Raw genomic sequence first — 16,263 nt, forward strand, 5'->3', positions numbered from 1 at the left:
TTTAATTAGGCTCTTTTGGTACAACATATTGAAAGAATCTAAACGGCCAGCTATTGTTCCATATAATGAAATCCAGTTTCACAGTTATAGCGCAGATTATTTGCTTCGATCTCCTTTTTAACCTTGACTTTGAAATCATTGGTGTAATTTGAGTTGACCGCATTTCCAGGCCCCTCATTTGGGAGCTCTTCTGCAGTTGTTGATATTTGGTCAGGTCTAACCTGCTCCTTTTTATTTACACCAGGACCACAATTCATATCAGTCACCCCTTTCAAGTATTAAAAAATAAATCATTGTTCTATATAATGAAACCCAGTTTCATAATTATAGCATAGATTAATTGCTTCAATAGCTTTCTTAACATTCGCTTGAAGCTTTGCGTGATCTGCCTTAGTTGCACTTCCTCGCTCCTCATTTAACAACTCCGCCGAGGTTGGCGATGGACGATTCGGTCCTATAAAAACCTGCTCTCTTTGCTTTTCAACATTATTAACAGCCATGTTAAACACCACCTTAAAGGATATTTGATAATAACTTTAAAAAAACCTCAGGGATTTGTTTCGCATTATAAAACACGGTTTCACAAATATATTATGAATATATACTACCACATTCTATTCTATCCATCAACAATTTTTTTTATTTTCTAACAATACATTAAAATAAAGACAGGCCCCCTTACCTCTGTCTCTGCCTGTCAATTTTACTAATATTTTTTACATTTACCGATTTTTATAATTCTCGAAACTCTAAAATAATTGTGTACTTTTATCTTCTCCGTCTGCAATCCATCATGACGTTATGATTAAAGACCTTTTCAGAAAGTTCTTGTCGCGAAATAGCTATGTCTCCATCGGATAAGTTTAAATCGGCTAATTTAGAAGGTTTAAAATCATTCTGCCTTTTGTTGGTTTGATCCAGATAACCTGAACTTTTCAGGACAATATACGCCGATCTAAGCTTTCGAGGTAAGAAGTAAAGCCCCTCAATCTTTAATGGTTTCCCTGCCCCAGGAAGGTTTTTAAAATCACCCCTGACTATAGCCTCCTGAATTCTCCGTTCAGTGAGAATACTAAAGGTATCTTTCATATTGCTCTCTCCTCACATTACAAATAGTTGTTTTCGTATTATATGACGAAGAACAGCAAGTGTTCAGCTCTCTTTCGGTTCACCTAATTGATTCAAGTGGACCTTTCTGGCATTTAGATATTCTTTACATTTTTCCAAGAAATTTATTATGCTTTTTTCTTCAATCAACTTTTTATCAATGGTCATATCTCCTCTTCCTAACCTGTCGCATAAGCCAAGAAGTGCCACCTCGTCAATAGAAACCTCGGAAGCCATTCTTCGAATATCCGCAAAGGGTAATCCTTTTGTAACAAAGAGTATTTGCATATGCCACCTTACCATTTTGGAAACTTGATTAATAAATTTTTGATCATCCGTAAGCTCCTTGAGAAATTTAAACGATAGCCTCTCTCCCAATTTATCATGGTCATAAGAAGTTATTCTTCCCTTCATAATCTTTGTTGCAGGTGCTTTACCCAAATCGTGAAGCAACGCAGACCACATGAGCTCCTTAGGATTTTGGCTGAGATGTTTTCTTTCTCCAGCATTATCCAGCACTAACAACGTGTGATTCCAAACACTGCCTTCAGGGTGATGTTTGGGAGATTGGGGTACTTTCATCAATTCTCCCAGTAACGTGTAAGGATATTCTACTTCGAATAATCCAGTCTTACTTAATTCAATAAGATAGCTGGAAGGTTTTCTATCATTCATCAAATGTTCATCGATTTCAATATATGTTTGCATATAACTTGCTCCAATTAAAGTAATACTTTATATCTATGCTTTCCCAAACCTCCTTAATTTAATGCACTCAGCTTAGCCCGTAACCGCACTTTCATCACAAACATGTCAACAGTTCAAATTGCTTATCGATTACATCATCACTTTGTCACTTTGGAAAAATCCTGCCTAAAATCTTGCCTACAAAAGGGATTCTTACAATATCACTCCCATTAATCACCTTTAAAAAAACCAATAGCAACATATAGATAAATATAGAAAATACTATTCCTGTCAACAGGATCAATGTTGCTCCCCTTTGGGATGTTAAATTATTGAGATTCATAAAAAGCCTTCCGATGTATCCCATCGCTATTCCTGCTATTAAAATCTTGATTATATTGGGGATATCCAGCGCGTACCCAATTGATTTTACAACGGAAGAGTAATGTAAACTAGTTTCTAAAATGACGCCAACGCTAATGGCTAAGATTACGCCATTGATTCCCAGTAACGGATTAGATGCCAAGGGGTAAATTAGAGCAACATTAGTACATCTTGCTAGGATATTGTTAAACATCGCGGTCTTAGCTTGCCCCATTCCGACCAAAACAGACTGAAGTGGAGATTGAAGATAATTCAATAAAAAAAACGGTGCAATCAATTTTAGTAATGGGGCCGCAGTCGGCGCCTGGTATACTGCCGTCATTAATTCAAGGGCATAGAGATATAGCAATAAAGTGCTGGGTACGCCAACAATTAGGGCGACCCTAATTGCTTGATTTAACCTGCGTTTGATTAATCGGAGATTGTTTTGAGCATTTGCCTCGCTAATAGCCGGAACTAAAGTAGCCCCCAGCGACTGGTTAATAAAACCAGGGAGAAACAGAAGAGGCATAACGAAACCGGTCAACATCCCATATTGTTTAGAAATCAGGGCGGAGCTAACGCCTGCCATAGCCAGACTTTTAGTTATCACAATTGGTTGTATAGCCCGCGTGATTGAAATAACAAAACCATTGCCTGTTGTAGGCAATCCTGTCTGTAGAAGTTCAGTCAGTACCTTTTTACCTCGACAAGCTTGACTCCAACTAGGACATGAAATCTTCATTTTTCTATGATGTGAGATTTTGAACATAACGATAAAGAAAATCAAGGAACAGGCTTCCCCCAACACACTGCAAAGCACCGCTCCCGCCGCGGCATATTCAATACCCAACGGAACCAAACGCTGTACCAAAATATAAGTTAGACAAACCCGCACAATTTGCTCCAACACCTGCGCAAAGGCGATCGGATTCATAGTTTGCCTTCCCCGAAAGTAACCCTTGAGTACTCCTGAAACCGCCCCAATTGGAATAATCGGGATCATAGCCATGAAGGAGTTATAAGACCGCGGATCGGTCAAAAAGAAGCTGGATAAATACCTCCCACTAAAAATCGAAAGAAATACAACGAAGATACTTAAACTCCCCGTTATGACCAAAGATATAACGAGTATCTTTTTAACCTTTCCCCTATTTCCTTGAGCATCTGCTTCCGCCACTAAACGCGAAATAGCTACTGGCAACCCGATAGTCGTCAAGGTCATCATCAAGCCCATAAATGGCATGACCATCTTTTTTAATCCAATTCCCTCGGGACCTAAAACTCTGGATAGAACAATGGAATTACTAAAGACCAATACCTTTGTTATAAAAGCAGCTAACGTTAAAACAAAGGCTCCTTTGACCAAACTTTGTTTCTTCATGCGGCTAACCTTTCTTAAACAATGTTTGATCTATGTCTATGTCAGCTCAGAGCATTTCAAAACCCCTTCTCCGTTTTAAGGACTTATTAGAAAATTGTAATATATTTAATTTTCATCCATACAATGCTATAAAGCACTATCGCCAGCCAGCTCAGGATTCCTCTCTGATAAGATAGAATCGCAAGTAAGTACGTATGCAGTTGCAACGCTTGGCAGGAATTAACTGGACTGATTCATGGGGGTGAAATTATTATAACTAATTCAAGGCGCATCTTAGCCTCTGTTAATTCGTTTAACAATAACTACTGGGATAAACTCTCCTTCGTCGCCACATTGAAAGAACTCACTTACATGAAAAAGGTCCTCTTTACCTGTATCGGCACGGATCGAGCAACAGGTGACTGTCTGGGACCACTAGTCGGTACAAATTTAAAGCGTCTAGGTTATTCAGCATTGGGGACACTGGATGAACCTCTGCACGCACAAAACCTGATTCAAGAACTTAAAAGGGTTTCGACCATACATAATCCTGATATAGTTGTTGCGATTGATGCCTGCCTGGGAAAATCGGACGAAGTCGGTAAGATCACCTTGTCTAACTCTCCTTTAACACCAGGAGCAGCCTTAAACAAGGAGTTGCCCGCTGTGGGAGATATCTCGATCATGGGAATTGTTAATATGGGAGGCTTTCTTGAGCTTCAGGTTCTCCAGTGCACCCGTCTCCATACAGTGATGAAGCTTGCTTCAGATATCACACATCTAATTTGGCAGGCAGTACCTGCCTCTCGGAAGGAGATTCAACTCCTTAAAAAACAGAGTCAATGCTCCTAAGAATAGATTGCTGATACGCTCCGCGACGAAGATTCATCCGCCATCTGAGCAATTCGGGGAAAACTGGGTAAGGGCAAAGTTTCTCCTGTTGGAGCACAATCAATAATCAACGTCAAACGTATTTTGTTTGTAATACTGCAAGATCCTCAATAGACTTAATAGATCTTGGTATAAAAAACTATAATAATTAATCCCCACCTAATATAATAGGTGAGGATTAATTGCAACAGCTTAGATACTAAATGAAATGATGGGTTTAAACATTGAAGTTAATTTCTAATACTTTATGAATTTTGTTCCCGAAGTACCACAGATAAAACATTTTTCAGGCAAAACCTTCTCAAGGTTTCCGCAAATAGGACAAAGATAGTAAAATACTTCTTCCTCTTGTTCCAGGTTATCCAGTGCTTCTTTATATAGTCTTGCATGGACCTCTTCCGCCTTTAGAGCGTATGTAAAAGTTCTTACTGCAGCTTGATTTCCTTCTTCTTGAGCCACTTTAAGAAATTCTGGGTACATGCTTTGATATTCATGATTCTCTCCATTTACGGCATCGTTTAAGTTTTCCACAGTTGACATGATCTTACCCGCAACCTCGAAATGCTTTTGGGCATGAATGGTTTCGGCATCTGAAGCTGCCTTGAAAAGTTTTGCAGCATTTTTTTTGCCTTCAGCCTCAGCTTTTTTTGAGTAAGCGATATATTTCCGATTAGCTTGTGATTCCCCAGCAAATGCTTCCATTAAGTTCTCTAATGTTTTTTTGTTATTCATAATGTTCCCTCCCATATAGTTCTCAATCTAATCATTATGCAGGATCTGTCATCATTTCTTGCCTAATATTTATAGAAAGGATATTTCAGGACTGCATAATAATTAAACTATAATTGATAAATATAATATACCACAAAGGAACTTTATAGACTAATTACTGCGAACCCCTTTATTCCTGAAACATCGATTTAGGATGAGCATTAATCTTTTTAATCTAAAGAGACGGAAAGATTGATTTACTTAGATCAGTATAATAGGTAGTAAATTTTTTATAAGAATGACTAACCATCATGAATCAGGATACTTTAGCTCCCACGGAACTCTCTAACTCAATAATTTTTACATTTAAAACAATGAGATCAAAAAAATTTAAGCTAATAAGGCGATAATTCAGGATGACAGACTTCTTTCATATGAATGAATGATTGGTTGGAGAGTGCGATGGTAATCTAGATCCTATTATATAATTAACAAAGATATGAGTCGTGAAAACTAAATGGACCCTGTGATCTTTCCTTCAGATCACAGGGTTTTTCTTCGATAACTTTCTCTGTCTCTATCATTAACACAGAAAACTATGCATATTATAAAAGTTAAGTATTTACCACTTTGGAATAATATGGTAAAATTAACCAATACGTATTTGAGAAAGGGGTTGTTGTTATATGGCTAAACATTCTAAAGTTGCTAATAATGCTAATATCACAAATAATGTTAAAACTGCACGGATAATTTCTGTTGCCTCACAAAAAGGCGGGGTTGGCAAGACTGCAACTGTCACAAACATGGCTGTAGGACTGGTTAGTCTTGGATATAAGACCGCTGTCATCGACATGGATGCTCAAGGTCATATCGCACTTTCGTTTGGGATCGAAAAGAGTAACTTAAAGAAAACGATTTATGATGTTTTAATTGGTGAAGTAAAAATGAGAGACATAAAGCAAACTGCATTTGGGGTGGATCTATACTTATCAAACAATTCTCTTTCTGATCTCAGTCCGAAAGTAATGGCTCAGCTTAACTCCAAGCAATTCCCTACTCCTAAATACCTTTTGAGAAATGCGATAGGTCAGATAAGAACCCGGTACGATTACATTCTCATTGATACCTCTCCAAGCAATGACATTCCCACAATGAATTCCCTGTTAGCGTCTACAGACATTATCATTCCGGTCCTTCCGGAAGGACTGTCCATTGATGGGATCTTCGACACACTAATATTAATCAAGAATATCCAGGAACAAGGTGCAAAGGTCAATGTTTTAGGGATATTGCCTACGATGGTCCAAGACCATACTAACCTTCATCATGTGATGCTTCAAGATCTCCGGAAACGTTTTGCAGAGACCCCAGACATAAAGGTTTTTGATACTGTAATCAAACGAGCCATACGGCATGGACTAGCCCAGACCCACGGTGAACCGGACATTAAAAAAGCCCCCGAGTACCTTTCTTTTGTAAAGGAATTACTTGCCATCGCATGAGAAAAACTGAACATCCTTATGATTCAAAATCAGGTAAAGGCGTTAAAGCCTTTACCTGATTTTTTTACATCGAATTTCATCTAAAAATACATCAAACTTTAAAATTTACCACAAGTTCTGCAAATCTCACGCTACTATCTTGACATGGTCTGTTTGTCGTAATTCTAGCAGAGAGAGGGCATTCTTCAAATTTAACACTTAACAATTTGGGTTCTAGACCCCGTGGGTTCGATGTACTCTGTCGTTGCGTGGAGCAATGCCAATAATTCGTATAAAGTAAAGACGCTCTCTAAAATATAGAACAAAGAATTGGGAATAATAAGAATGAATCTTAAAGGAGGTATTGTGATGGCTGAAAATAAGTCAAAAGAAAAGTTCTTAGCAAACCCAATTGAAAAGCATGACACGGCCGCTTGGCGGGGGCATATCGAAAGTGTTAAACCCCAATCGAATGTACCTATCCCCAGCGAAGAATCCGTGCATAATGCCAAGGAATGGGTCGATACAAATTCCTTGTCATAACAAATAGCGTATCCTAAATGAAATGACTCCCGTACTATAGTTGTACGGGAGTCATTTCATTTAGGATGTTTAGCACGAGCTAATAATTTTTAGATTTTTGACAAATATCTTGACATAACACCATATAATACTATAATACTTAACATGTTTTGATATTCTAGTATTAATTAAGAATGAGGGTACGATAACTGTGGAAAAGGTTGAAATACTTATTATAGGAGCCGGAGTTATCGGCTTAGCAATTGCCGCAGAACTTTCTAAACAATTTGATGATGGTTCAGTAGTTTTACTGGAAAGGCATAGTAAATTTGGACAAGAAACCTCCAGCCGCAACAGCGAAGTAATCCATGCCGGTATTTATTATCCAACAGGAAGCCTAAAGGCACAATTGTGTGTTGAAGGTAACCAAAAACTATATCAGTTTTGTCATGAATGGGAAATACCACATAAACGTATCGGAAAATTAATTATTGCTCGCAATGAGGAAGAAATCCCAGCATTAGAATCAATTTTGGCTCAGGGTCGCAAGAACGGGGTTAATGATCTAGAACTATTGGATAAAGATCAAATTACAAAATTAGAACCAAATATTAGAGCCGCTGCCGGACTATTCTCTCCCTCAACCGGGATTATTGATTCACATAAGTTAATGTTAAGACTTGAATGGCTAGCTTTAGCACAAGGTTCTATCGTTGCCTACAATCACAAAGTAATTGGAATTAATCCAAAAGGTCATGGATATCATGTGACTTACCATAATCCCGCAGGCCAACTTGAATCGATTCATTGTCGCTGGTTAATCAATTGCGCTGGATTAAACTCAGATCAAATCTTTTCATTCTTGGGAATTAACATAGATGACATTGGTTACCGCATCTACCCTTGTAAGGGGGAATATTTTTCCGTTTCAAATACCAAGTCAGCTTTAGTGTCACGGCTTATCTATCCACCTCCATTAAAGGATCTGAAGGGCTTAGGCATTCATGCTACCAAAGCATTGGATGGCCGGTTGAGGTTTGGTCCAAATGCAATCTATACAGAAACGTTGCATTACGATGTAAATGAAGATCATGCCCAAGAGTTCTATAACGCGGTCAATACCTACATGCCATTTTTAAAACCTACAGATTTCCATCCGGATATGGCAGGTATAAGACCTAAAATTCAGGCCCCAGGTGCTCCCATCCGTGATTTTATTGTCTGTCACGAAGTTGAACGCGGATTTGAGGGATTAATTAATCTGATTGGCATCGAATCTCCTGGCTTAACCTCGTCATTAACTTTAGCCGAGATGGTTAAAGACTTAATTCATTGATTACACTCTCTACCCGGCTGAGGGTACAACAAATTAACTGATAGAACTAACAAATTTGGGTTGAGGAGTTTTTATGCTTAATGTTTGTCTATTGGGAACAGGAGGTATGATGCCGCTGCCAAGCAGATGGCTGACATCCCTTCTGATAAAGTATAACGGAAGAATGCTTCTAATAGATTGTGGTGAAGGAACTCAAATCCCGATGAAGATGGTTAAATGGGGTTTCAAATCTATTGATGCCATTCTATTTACCCATTATCATTCAGATCATATAGCAGGATTACCCGGACTGCTTCTTACTATAGGCAATGCAGGAAGGAAAGAACCGTTAACTTTAATGGGGCCTCCTGGCATAAGTACCAAAACACTCCTAAGCAATATTGAAATTAAGAGTATCCCCGTTGATCATACTCTACCTTGCTTATCATATTCTATTGAACTGCTAAATAAAAAGAGGGAGCTGTTTAGCACCCTCTTTTATTCCGTAATAACCAGTTACTAACTTTTTCGTTGTTCCTTTTTAGTTTGCCCTAATCGTTCTATTTTTGGTTCATAAGCTTGTTTCTTTAATTCTTGAAAATGCTGATCCATCTCAGGAAATTTATCTGCTAAAACTTCTCTTCTATATTCATCTTTATTGCACATTAATTTAAAACCTCCTTAAAATTCAACTTGTAACCTTAACAGTATTTCCTTAATTGAAGGAAAGATGTTGGGATTTTTTATGAATTAATTCATCTTCTGCATCTCTTTGAATATAGTTTAATCAATCAAGCTAACGTTCTTGACAAATTACACCTTTTATAACAGGAGCTCCGCTCTAGTCTTAAATCCTATTTCGGGAATAGATTCTTTATAAATTCGGATTACCCTCAATTCTTTTTATTGCCTCTCGAATTACTAAGGGTATTAGTTCTGTTTCAGATTTCTTATTATTGTACATGACAAGAACGCCTTCCCCAAAAGCCACTTCTCCGAGTTTTTCACTCACTATTAGATACTCCATGACAAAGCTTGACTGACTCATCGATTTTACTCTTGCGCCTACGACTATCTGATCCGGAAATCTCAACGATTTTAGATATTTGCAAGTAGTCTCAGCCAATACAGTCCCTGTACCCGTTATATTTCTCATCTGCATTAGCCCAATTTCTTGGAAATACTGAATTCGTGCATTTTCAAAGTATCTAAAATAGTTAATGTTATTTATATGACCTTGGGCGTCCATTTCACCCCATGCAATGGACATTTTTAAATGAACGGGAAAATCATGCAAATCCATCTTACCAAAGAGGCCACCTTTCTTCTCAAAACTGCTTCTGCGTTTGAAACAAACTCTCAAACTTCGTCAGAAGACCTTAAACGTTCAGCAACACCTTTTCCATCAAGAACACCGGGCAGAGGAAAGATGCCCTGTTTCTCCAAGAGCTTGCGCAGTTTTTCTGTTTCTCGAACAATCACGACAGTAGTACTGTATAATCCGAGCACATACTCCCGGTATTTACGAGCCGAAGCAATAGAAGCCGCTTGTTCCGGTGTGGTGCATTCCAAGAGGCTAAGTTGAACGAAGGTGACTTGACCAAAGGACTCACCCCATTGTCGGAGAGTAAGGACAAGGTTCTCGGGCAAAGTATATGCGCTTAGTTTTGTAAGCAAGTCCAGCACTTCAGAGGCAGGCACTCCTCGTTTCAGAGCGTTCATGAAGTAATTCTTGTCTAAGCGGTATTTAAGCATCTGGTCCTGCTGTACTAGCAGGGCGAATTGACTTAGTTGCCAACGAGTCGACCAAGATGCAGAGTGGGGAAGTAATATTTCATAGTTCGGTTGGACATATGCCGTATCCGGTCCACTCGTTGGATAGACCTGATCGATGAGACACTTGATCTCAGCAGTATAATCCTCTACTTTTTGCCGTTTTAATAATTTCGGGATAAGAAACTGTCCCAATGGAGTAAGCCTCACTAAAATATCTTCCTGATATTCGCCCCAATCCAGTAAACCAAGGAAACGCATTGGGTCCAACAAGCTAATTATTCTATCCCTTGGAAACAAGGCACGTGAAAAGTCCGCTGGAATCAACTTACTCGCCTTTTGAGTCCAGCTTGTCCATGCAGTACAGTTGACCAATAATGGCAACATCAGAAAAAATCCTTTATTAGGAATAGTATTCAGGTGAGAAGGACAAATCTGGCAAAGTAAATCTTCTACTGTAATCTGCTCTGTTAATTCTCTTCCCAATGCAGTTAGCGCTAACCGATCTCCTTTTGGTGAAATCAATTTGAAAAAATTCACTACTCCTAAAAGCCAGAAAAAATAGCTCTCTATAGTAAAAAGTTTATCAGGCCGAGCAGGCTCAGTCAAAGCGGCCAGCACACGCTTTAAAGAGTTTTTGTTGACCTCACGAGCACGTGTGATCGAAACTTCGCCTTGCTCAACCATCACTAGAAAATTAAAAATGTTATCTAAAGTACCTGACAAGTCGGCAGTATAGGATCGCACCGGCTCGAGCTTAAGTAACTCCGGGTAAACTTGATCATCGATAAACCGCCAAAACGCTTCAGTTACCCCTTTTTCAAGAGAAAGCAAATTCGAATAACGTCCTTCAACCATGAGACCGACTTTCTTCCATTTGCTGATTATCCTCATCGCTTCAGGATAATCAGGACCCAAAAGATCCCTGTCTAAATAACGAAAGCTATCATAGTTATAACTATAAAACCGGTCAATGCTCACGTCCTTAGGTTGTCTATAGACCGTGAAGGCAAGTAGAATTCGCTCCAGCGGATCCATCTTGGCAAGATAGTCGGGCCAAGACTCTGGCTTAAGCTTCTTTTGAGGAACTGCATTAGGTTTAGCCACTGATTTGATGCTTGTTTTAGGGTTCCGTTTATTGCTCGGCTCCAAAGGCCTGCCCGAAACTGCGTTTGTAGAAGAATTGTTTTCTGAAGGCTGATCCTCTTTATGAATAGGCGGCTTAAAACCAGGAGGCAATTTTTCTCCGAAAACCGGACGCCATTTGGGAGTTTTAGACATGGTTCAAATCCTCCTCATTCAAGATCTTCCTCGATCATGATCTTGTATGCATACCCTTGTTCGGTGAGAAAAAGCTGACGGTGCATAGCAAATTCCTGTTCCTTGGTATCCTTTGTAACTAAGCTGTAGAAATAAGCTTTGCTCTCTCCTTGCTTAGGCCGTAATATTCGGCCTAACCTTTGCGCCTCTTCCTGCCGGGATCCAAAGGTACCGGAGACCTGAATGGCTACATTGGCATCCGGTAAATCGATGGCAAAATTGGCCACTTTAGATACCACTAAACGACGCAAGCGGCCGCTTCGAAATTCTTCGTAGAGACGGTCACGTTCCCGTTGCGGAGTTTTACCCGTAATTAAGGGCGCATCCAGCTCACGGGCCAGCATTTCCAACTGCCGGATATACTGTCCAATCACCAACACTAAGTCATCACGATGTCGCTCTATCAACTCAGACACCTTGTCCGACTTGAGAGGATTCTCCGCCGCCAACCGGAATTTCTCTTTTTCCTCCGCTAAGGCATAGTCCATCCGGCGAGCTTTACTCATTGGGATTCTCCACTCCATGCACTCAGCCGTGGCTATCCATCCTTGAGCTTCCAAAATCTTCCACGGGACATCCATTTTCTTCGGACCGATCAAAGTAAAAACTTCATCCTCCCTGCCATCTTCCCGCACTAAGGTTGCCGTCAATCCAAGGCGTCGTTTGGCCTGCAAATCGGCTGTGGCACGAAAAACTGGTGCAGGTAACAGATGCACCTCATCATAGATAATCAGTCCCCAGTTCTTTTCATTAAATACGTGAAAGTGACTAAAGTTCCCTTCAACACGAGAGCGATGGGTAAGAATTTGGTACGTAGCTACAGTGACCGGGCAGATCTCTTTTTTCCCACCTGTATATTCCCCTATCTGGGAAATATCCAGGGTGGTTTTATTCGCCAATTCGCCCAGCCATTGCTTGACAGCACTCGTATTTGTCGTCAAGATCAGAGTCTCACACTGCAATTCCATCATCACACCCATGCCGATCACCGTCTTACCCGCACCGCATGGCAACACTAAAACTCCACTTCCACCATGCACCGAACCTTGCTGATGAAAGGTTGCGACAGCTTCTTGCTGGTATGACCGCAGGGCAAAGGGTTCACTCTCAGAATTGTCGGTACGCCAGGCCATCGGCAAAGGGGTACCTGCCATATAACCCGCCAAGTCTTCGACTGGATAAAACAGCTTCATCAGGAGTTGTTTCAATTGCCCGCGTGCTTCTGGATTGATCTCTGCTCGGGTAGAGGAACTTAGGGAATCGCCGTTCCTGTCACCGTCTCCAAGCAAGGGCTTGACCTCTTTATGACGGACGATTTCCAAGATAATCAACGGGTCCTCCGCAGTCAGAAAAAGTTTATTATCCTCTCGAACAAGTTTTACTAAGCCGTAGCGACCCATAAGCTGCTGAATTTCTGTACATACCGAGTCAGGCAGAGGGAATTTACTGTAGCGCTCCAGACCATTTAAGACATCAGCAACAGAAACTCCGCTAGAGGCTGCGTTCCATAACGATAACGGAGTAATCCGGTAAGTATGGATATACTCCGGGCTTTTTTCCAATTCTGCAAAGATTGCTAATGTATCGCGGGCTTCTTCATATAGAGGATTATGTACTTCCAACAGAACCGATCGATCGCTTTGGATGATCACAGGGTTGGTTGCAGATGGCATTAGGGTCTCCTTCTTCCGATTAAATTCGTCATAATTATAGCATAAAAAAAGAGCACTTCGAAGAGTGCTCTTTTACAAATGCCAGTTTATACAGTCTTTCCTTTTACTGCGCTCTAACGTATTAGGCAGTACTCCTTATTTTGAAGCCTAAACGTGTCTAAGTGCATCTATTGGATTCAATCTGCTGGCTTTTCTTGCCGGAGCCAAGCCAAAGATAGTCCCTACCGCTGCCGAAAAACCTACTGCAAGTATAATTGTCCAAGCTGTAATAGTAAACGTAAAGTCCATTATAACAGCTGCGGATAAGGCGATTATTATCCCAAGGATCAACCCAAGTATACCTCCAAATAAGGAAATAAAGATGGACTCAATGAGAAACTGCAATTGAATTTGGGCAGGTTCTGCTCCTAGGGCCTTCCTAAGTCCAATTTCCGTGGTGCGTTCAGTAACGGATACTAACATCATGTTCATAATTCCAATTCCGCCTACAAGCAAGGAAATTGAGGCGATACCAGCAAGCAAAAGCGTCAGCATACCTGTTATATTACCGATAACATCAATTATATTCTGCATATTAAGCACACTGAAAGTGTTTTCGCGGTAGTTAAAAGCAGAATTTAAAATTGTAGTCAGATCATTGGTAATACTCTCTGACTCGTTGGCATCGCTCATATACACATCGACGCTTGTAATGTTTCTCACGCCCAGTGTTTTCATCGCCGAGGTGTAGGGCATAATGACCGTATTGTTGGTTGAAGCCAAGATCGAACCGCTAGATTCTTTTAAAACTCCAACCAAGGTAACCGTGTTACCATTGATCAATATTTTTTGACCAACAGGCTCAGTCCCGAAAAACAGCTCTTTTGCGAGATCGCTGCCTATTACAGCGATTGAATTTTTGTTGTTAACATCAAGAATATTTACCCCTCTGCCTCTTGCTAAAATATCCGATTCTTTTTTGAAGTAAACTTCATTTTTACCTTCCACCGAAACCCCTGTTTTAACATTACGGTCATATACGAACGAGGTCTTACCCGAAACAGTTGGCGAAACCCCACTGACATTATTAACCTGTGAAAGCTGCACTAAATCATTTTCATTCAGTCCTTGCTTTAAACGTGTTCCCATGGCTTGAATGGTAATTTTATCAGCACCCAACGATGATATCTGGCTTGTAATGCTGCCAGTTGCCCCCTGTACTATGGTAATCAACGCAATGATTGAGGAGACCCCTATCAACACACCCAGTACGGTTAAAAAGGAACGCATTTTATTATGAATTATATTGCTCCAAGCCATTTTCATAGATTCTTTCAACATTAGCTCACAGCCCCCTCACTTAAGCATCCGTCAAGGATATTTACGATTCTTTTGGAATATCTTGCAATGTTGGTATCATGAGTAATCATAATAATGGTTCTTCCCTCATCATTTAGTTCTTTAAAGAGTTGCATTATCTGCTGTCCGGTCTTCTGGTCAAGTGCACCGGTCGGCTCGTCTGCAAGCAGGATCGTCGGTTCAGTCACTACAGAACGGGCAATAGCAACACGTTGTTGTTGTCCGCCTGAAAGCTGGTTTGGGTAATTGTTCATTTTATCTGTCAGACCTACACGCCCAAGAATTTCAGCCGCCCTTTTATGGCGATTTTCCGGAGATACTCCAGCATAAATCATCGGAAGTTCTACGTTTTCAAGGGCAGTCAATCTTTGCAGAAGCTGAAAGCTCTGAAAAACAAAACCAATTTCTCGATTGCGTATTCGTGCCAATTCCTTTTCGTCTAAATCTTCAACATCGTTATTGGCCAGAATATATTTTCCACTCGTCGGAACGTCAAGACAACCAATAATATTCATAAGGGTAGATTTACCAGACCCGGAGGGCCCTAGAATAGATACAAACTCCCCTTCATTGATTTTTAGGTTAATTTTATTAAGTACCACAAGCTCTTCAGCATCTAGGAAGTAGCATTTGACAATGTCCAGCATATTTAAGATTTCGCTCATTGACCCATACCACCTTCAACGCCGCCTTTAGTTGATTCGTCCCTGTCTTGCCCCATTTGTGCACCCGGACCAAAATCAGCAGCCTTAGCAGTTGGCGGCACTAATACAATATCGTTGGCAGTCACTCCACTTTTAATTTCTGCAAGTACACCATCATTGATACCTAGAGTCAACTCAACAGTTTTAGGCAAATTGTTGCTGTCTTTTATCAACACATACGGGGTGTTTTGAGCGTCAAACTGTATTGCAGACATTGGCATCAGCACGGCATTTGTGACACTTTGATTGATAACCTTGGCCTCTGCCGACATACCTGTACGGAGGTTGTTATCCTTAGCAAGTGAAATAGTCGCTGTAAAATTTGTAACCCCGTTTGCATATTCTCCTTCTTTAGATACATCCTTAATCTTTCCGCTAATATCTTTCTTCAATGAATGAATAGTAACGATAGCATCCTTGTCTTTAGAAACAGCTGACAGGTCGTACTCATCAACCTGTACTTTCAGTTGCAAATCTGTATAGTCCACAATATCAATCAACTTTGCGCCAGGCATAAGCTGTGCATTTTCTTCTGCATAAATGCCAGAGACTTCTCCCGCGATCTTAGACTTTATTTCTCCGCCCCCAACTGTCGTCATTAACACAAGATCATTTGTAACTTCTTCCTCCTCTTTAACCTTAATCTCCTTAATTTGCATCGCCTTATCCGCAAAAACAGTCTGTCTGTTTTTGGCTTCAACGCTGCCTGAGAAGCTGTAATTAGTAGTTAAATTACCGATGGTCGGTCTGAACTCAGTATAGTCTATTTTTTTGGGCCTAAGATATAAGGCAATAGCTGAAGCCAAAACTAATACTCCTATAAGTGACCATATAATGACTTTTCTATTGCCCGTTTTTTTGTTTTTCATCAAACTTACCTCATCTTTCCCATTTCTTTTTTAGCAGTTTGCCTATTAATTGCGGTAATATACCCTATCCATAATACTTCAGTAAACTCGTTTATCTTAAGATCAAACGCAATAAAAGAATCCCCACCTAGTTAAACAGGTGA

General features: G+C 40.2%; 17 protein-coding genes and 1 pseudogene. 5 read left to right on the forward strand and 13 right to left on the reverse strand.

Annotation, left to right across the window (positions count from 1 at the left end):
- Nucleotides 1–50 precede the first annotated feature (50 nt).
- The 5 genes from LJE72_RS06330 to spoVB all read right to left on the reverse strand — a co-directional run bounded on the left by LJE72_RS06330 (nt 51) and on the right by spoVB (nt 3,541).
- Nucleotides 51–257 carry a hypothetical protein gene (locus tag LJE72_RS06330; RefSeq protein WP_229246781.1) on the reverse strand — a complete coding sequence of 69 codons (207 nt, stop codon included), beginning with the start codon at nt 255–257 and terminating at the stop codon, nt 51–53.
- 33 nt (nt 258–290) lie between these two features.
- Complete coding sequence (locus LJE72_RS06335; RefSeq protein ID WP_229246782.1) at nt 291–500, reverse strand: hypothetical protein; 210 nt, start codon at nt 498–500, stop codon at nt 291–293.
- A 268-nt stretch (nt 501–768) separates the two neighbouring features.
- Nucleotides 769–1,089, reverse strand: coding sequence for a DnaJ family domain-containing protein (locus tag LJE72_RS06340; RefSeq protein ID WP_229246783.1), 321 nt, complete (start codon nt 1,087–1,089; stop codon nt 769–771).
- A gap of 63 nt (nt 1,090–1,152) precedes the next feature.
- Nucleotides 1,153–1,815 (reverse strand): HD domain-containing protein, encoded by a 663-nt coding sequence (locus LJE72_RS06345; RefSeq protein WP_229246784.1) that lies wholly within the window; start codon nt 1,813–1,815, stop codon nt 1,153–1,155.
- A 145-nt stretch (nt 1,816–1,960) separates the two neighbouring features.
- Nucleotides 1,961–3,541: a stage V sporulation protein B gene (spoVB, locus tag LJE72_RS06350; protein ID WP_229246785.1), complete on the reverse strand. Its 1,581-nt coding sequence runs from the start codon at nt 3,539–3,541 to the stop codon at nt 1,961–1,963.
- 333 nt (nt 3,542–3,874) lie between these two features.
- On the opposite strand from spoVB, the gene yyaC reads away from it, so the two are divergent.
- Complete coding sequence (gene yyaC / locus LJE72_RS06355) at nt 3,875–4,372, forward strand: spore protease YyaC (RefSeq protein WP_282437848.1); 498 nt, start codon at nt 3,875–3,877, stop codon at nt 4,370–4,372.
- 276 nt (nt 4,373–4,648) lie between these two features.
- Here the strand turns inward: yyaC and LJE72_RS06360 are convergent, their stop codons facing one another.
- A complete protein-coding gene (locus LJE72_RS06360) occupies nt 4,649–5,143 on the reverse strand; it encodes a rubrerythrin family protein (protein ID WP_229246787.1) in 495 nt (164 codons plus the stop codon).
- A gap of 665 nt (nt 5,144–5,808) precedes the next feature.
- Between LJE72_RS06360 and LJE72_RS06365 the strand changes: the two genes are divergently transcribed.
- The 4 genes and pseudogenes from LJE72_RS06365 to LJE72_RS06380 form a co-directional block, all read left to right on the forward strand.
- Nucleotides 5,809–6,627, forward strand: coding sequence for a ParA family protein (locus LJE72_RS06365; protein ID WP_229246788.1), 819 nt, complete (start codon nt 5,809–5,811; stop codon nt 6,625–6,627).
- Between the two features lie 348 nt (nt 6,628–6,975).
- Nucleotides 6,976–7,149, forward strand: coding sequence for a CDIF630_02480 family spore surface protein (locus LJE72_RS06370; RefSeq protein ID WP_229246789.1), 174 nt, complete (start codon nt 6,976–6,978; stop codon nt 7,147–7,149).
- 190 nt (nt 7,150–7,339) lie between these two features.
- Nucleotides 7,340–8,464, forward strand: a complete 1,125-nt coding sequence (locus LJE72_RS06375) for an NAD(P)/FAD-dependent oxidoreductase (RefSeq protein WP_229246790.1) — start codon at nt 7,340–7,342, stop codon at nt 8,462–8,464.
- Between the two features lie 73 nt (nt 8,465–8,537).
- Nucleotides 8,538–8,903 (forward strand): annotated as a pseudogene (locus LJE72_RS06380) (MBL fold metallo-hydrolase); the annotation flags it as partial.
- A 59-nt stretch (nt 8,904–8,962) separates the two neighbouring features.
- Here the strand turns inward: LJE72_RS06380 and LJE72_RS06385 are convergent.
- The 7 genes from LJE72_RS06385 to LJE72_RS06415 all read right to left on the reverse strand — a co-directional run bounded on the left by LJE72_RS06385 (nt 8,963) and on the right by LJE72_RS06415 (nt 16,120).
- Complete coding sequence (locus LJE72_RS06385; protein WP_229246791.1) at nt 8,963–9,109, reverse strand: hypothetical protein; 147 nt, start codon at nt 9,107–9,109, stop codon at nt 8,963–8,965.
- Between the two features lie 208 nt (nt 9,110–9,317).
- On the reverse strand, nt 9,318–9,746 hold the full coding sequence (locus LJE72_RS06390; RefSeq protein ID WP_229246792.1) for an acyl-CoA thioesterase: 429 nt from the start codon (nt 9,744–9,746) through the stop codon (nt 9,318–9,320).
- Between the two features lie 56 nt (nt 9,747–9,802).
- A complete protein-coding gene (locus LJE72_RS06395; RefSeq protein ID WP_229246793.1) occupies nt 9,803–11,497 on the reverse strand; it encodes a helicase-associated domain-containing protein in 1,695 nt (564 codons plus the stop codon).
- Between the two features lie 14 nt (nt 11,498–11,511).
- Nucleotides 11,512–13,209 (reverse strand): DNA repair helicase XPB, encoded by a 1,698-nt coding sequence (locus LJE72_RS06400; protein WP_229246794.1) that lies wholly within the window; start codon nt 13,207–13,209, stop codon nt 11,512–11,514.
- 147 nt (nt 13,210–13,356) lie between these two features.
- Nucleotides 13,357–14,529: an ABC transporter permease gene (locus LJE72_RS06405; RefSeq protein ID WP_229246795.1), complete on the reverse strand. Its 1,173-nt coding sequence runs from the start codon at nt 14,527–14,529 to the stop codon at nt 13,357–13,359.
- Nucleotides 14,529–15,212, reverse strand: a complete 684-nt coding sequence (locus LJE72_RS06410) for an ABC transporter ATP-binding protein (RefSeq protein ID WP_282437849.1) — start codon at nt 15,210–15,212, stop codon at nt 14,529–14,531. Before LJE72_RS06410 ends, LJE72_RS06405 begins: the two co-directional genes overlap by 1 nt.
- Nucleotides 15,209–16,120: an efflux RND transporter periplasmic adaptor subunit gene (locus LJE72_RS06415; RefSeq protein WP_229246796.1), complete on the reverse strand. Its 912-nt coding sequence runs from the start codon at nt 16,118–16,120 to the stop codon at nt 15,209–15,211. Before LJE72_RS06415 ends, LJE72_RS06410 begins: the two co-directional genes overlap by 4 nt.
- Between the last annotated feature and the right edge of the window lie 143 nt (nt 16,121–16,263).

Origin of the sequence: Desulfosporosinus shakirovi (assembly GCF_020595055.1) — a bacterium.
Lineage (GTDB): Bacteria > Bacillota > Desulfitobacteriia > Desulfitobacteriales > Desulfitobacteriaceae > Desulfosporosinus > Desulfosporosinus shakirovi.

Coding starts and splice junctions, on each gene's coding strand:
- LJE72_RS06330 (WP_229246781.1), bottom strand. CDS start 257: ATGAATTGTGGTCCTGGTGTAAATAAAAAGGAGCAGGTTAGACCTGAC.
- LJE72_RS06335 (WP_229246782.1), bottom strand. CDS start 500: ATGGCTGTTAATAATGTTGAAAAGCAAAGAGAGCAGGTTTTTATAGGA.
- LJE72_RS06340 (WP_229246783.1), bottom strand. CDS start 1,089: ATGAAAGATACCTTTAGTATTCTCACTGAACGGAGAATTCAGGAGGCT.
- LJE72_RS06345 (WP_229246784.1), bottom strand. CDS start 1,815: ATGCAAACATATATTGAAATCGATGAACATTTGATGAATGATAGAAAA.
- spoVB (WP_229246785.1), bottom strand. CDS start 3,541: ATGAAGAAACAAAGTTTGGTCAAAGGAGCCTTTGTTTTAACGTTAGCT.
- LJE72_RS06360 (WP_229246787.1), bottom strand. CDS start 5,143: ATGAATAACAAAAAAACATTAGAGAACTTAATGGAAGCATTTGCTGGG.
- LJE72_RS06365 (WP_229246788.1), top strand. CDS start 5,809: ATGGCTAAACATTCTAAAGTTGCTAATAATGCTAATATCACAAATAAT.
- LJE72_RS06370 (WP_229246789.1), top strand. CDS start 6,976: ATGGCTGAAAATAAGTCAAAAGAAAAGTTCTTAGCAAACCCAATTGAA.
- LJE72_RS06385 (WP_229246791.1), bottom strand. CDS start 9,109: ATGTGCAATAAAGATGAATATAGAAGAGAAGTTTTAGCAGATAAATTT.
- LJE72_RS06390 (WP_229246792.1), bottom strand. CDS start 9,746: ATGGATTTGCATGATTTTCCCGTTCATTTAAAAATGTCCATTGCATGG.
- LJE72_RS06395 (WP_229246793.1), bottom strand. CDS start 11,497: ATGTCTAAAACTCCCAAATGGCGTCCGGTTTTCGGAGAAAAATTGCCT.
- LJE72_RS06400 (WP_229246794.1), bottom strand. CDS start 13,209: ATGCCATCTGCAACCAACCCTGTGATCATCCAAAGCGATCGATCGGTT.
- LJE72_RS06405 (WP_229246795.1), bottom strand. CDS start 14,529: ATGTTGAAAGAATCTATGAAAATGGCTTGGAGCAATATAATTCATAAT.
- LJE72_RS06410 (WP_282437849.1), bottom strand. CDS start 15,212: ATGAGCGAAATCTTAAATATGCTGGACATTGTCAAATGCTACTTCCTA.
- LJE72_RS06415 (WP_229246796.1), bottom strand. CDS start 16,120: ATGAAAAACAAAAAAACGGGCAATAGAAAAGTCATTATATGGTCACTT.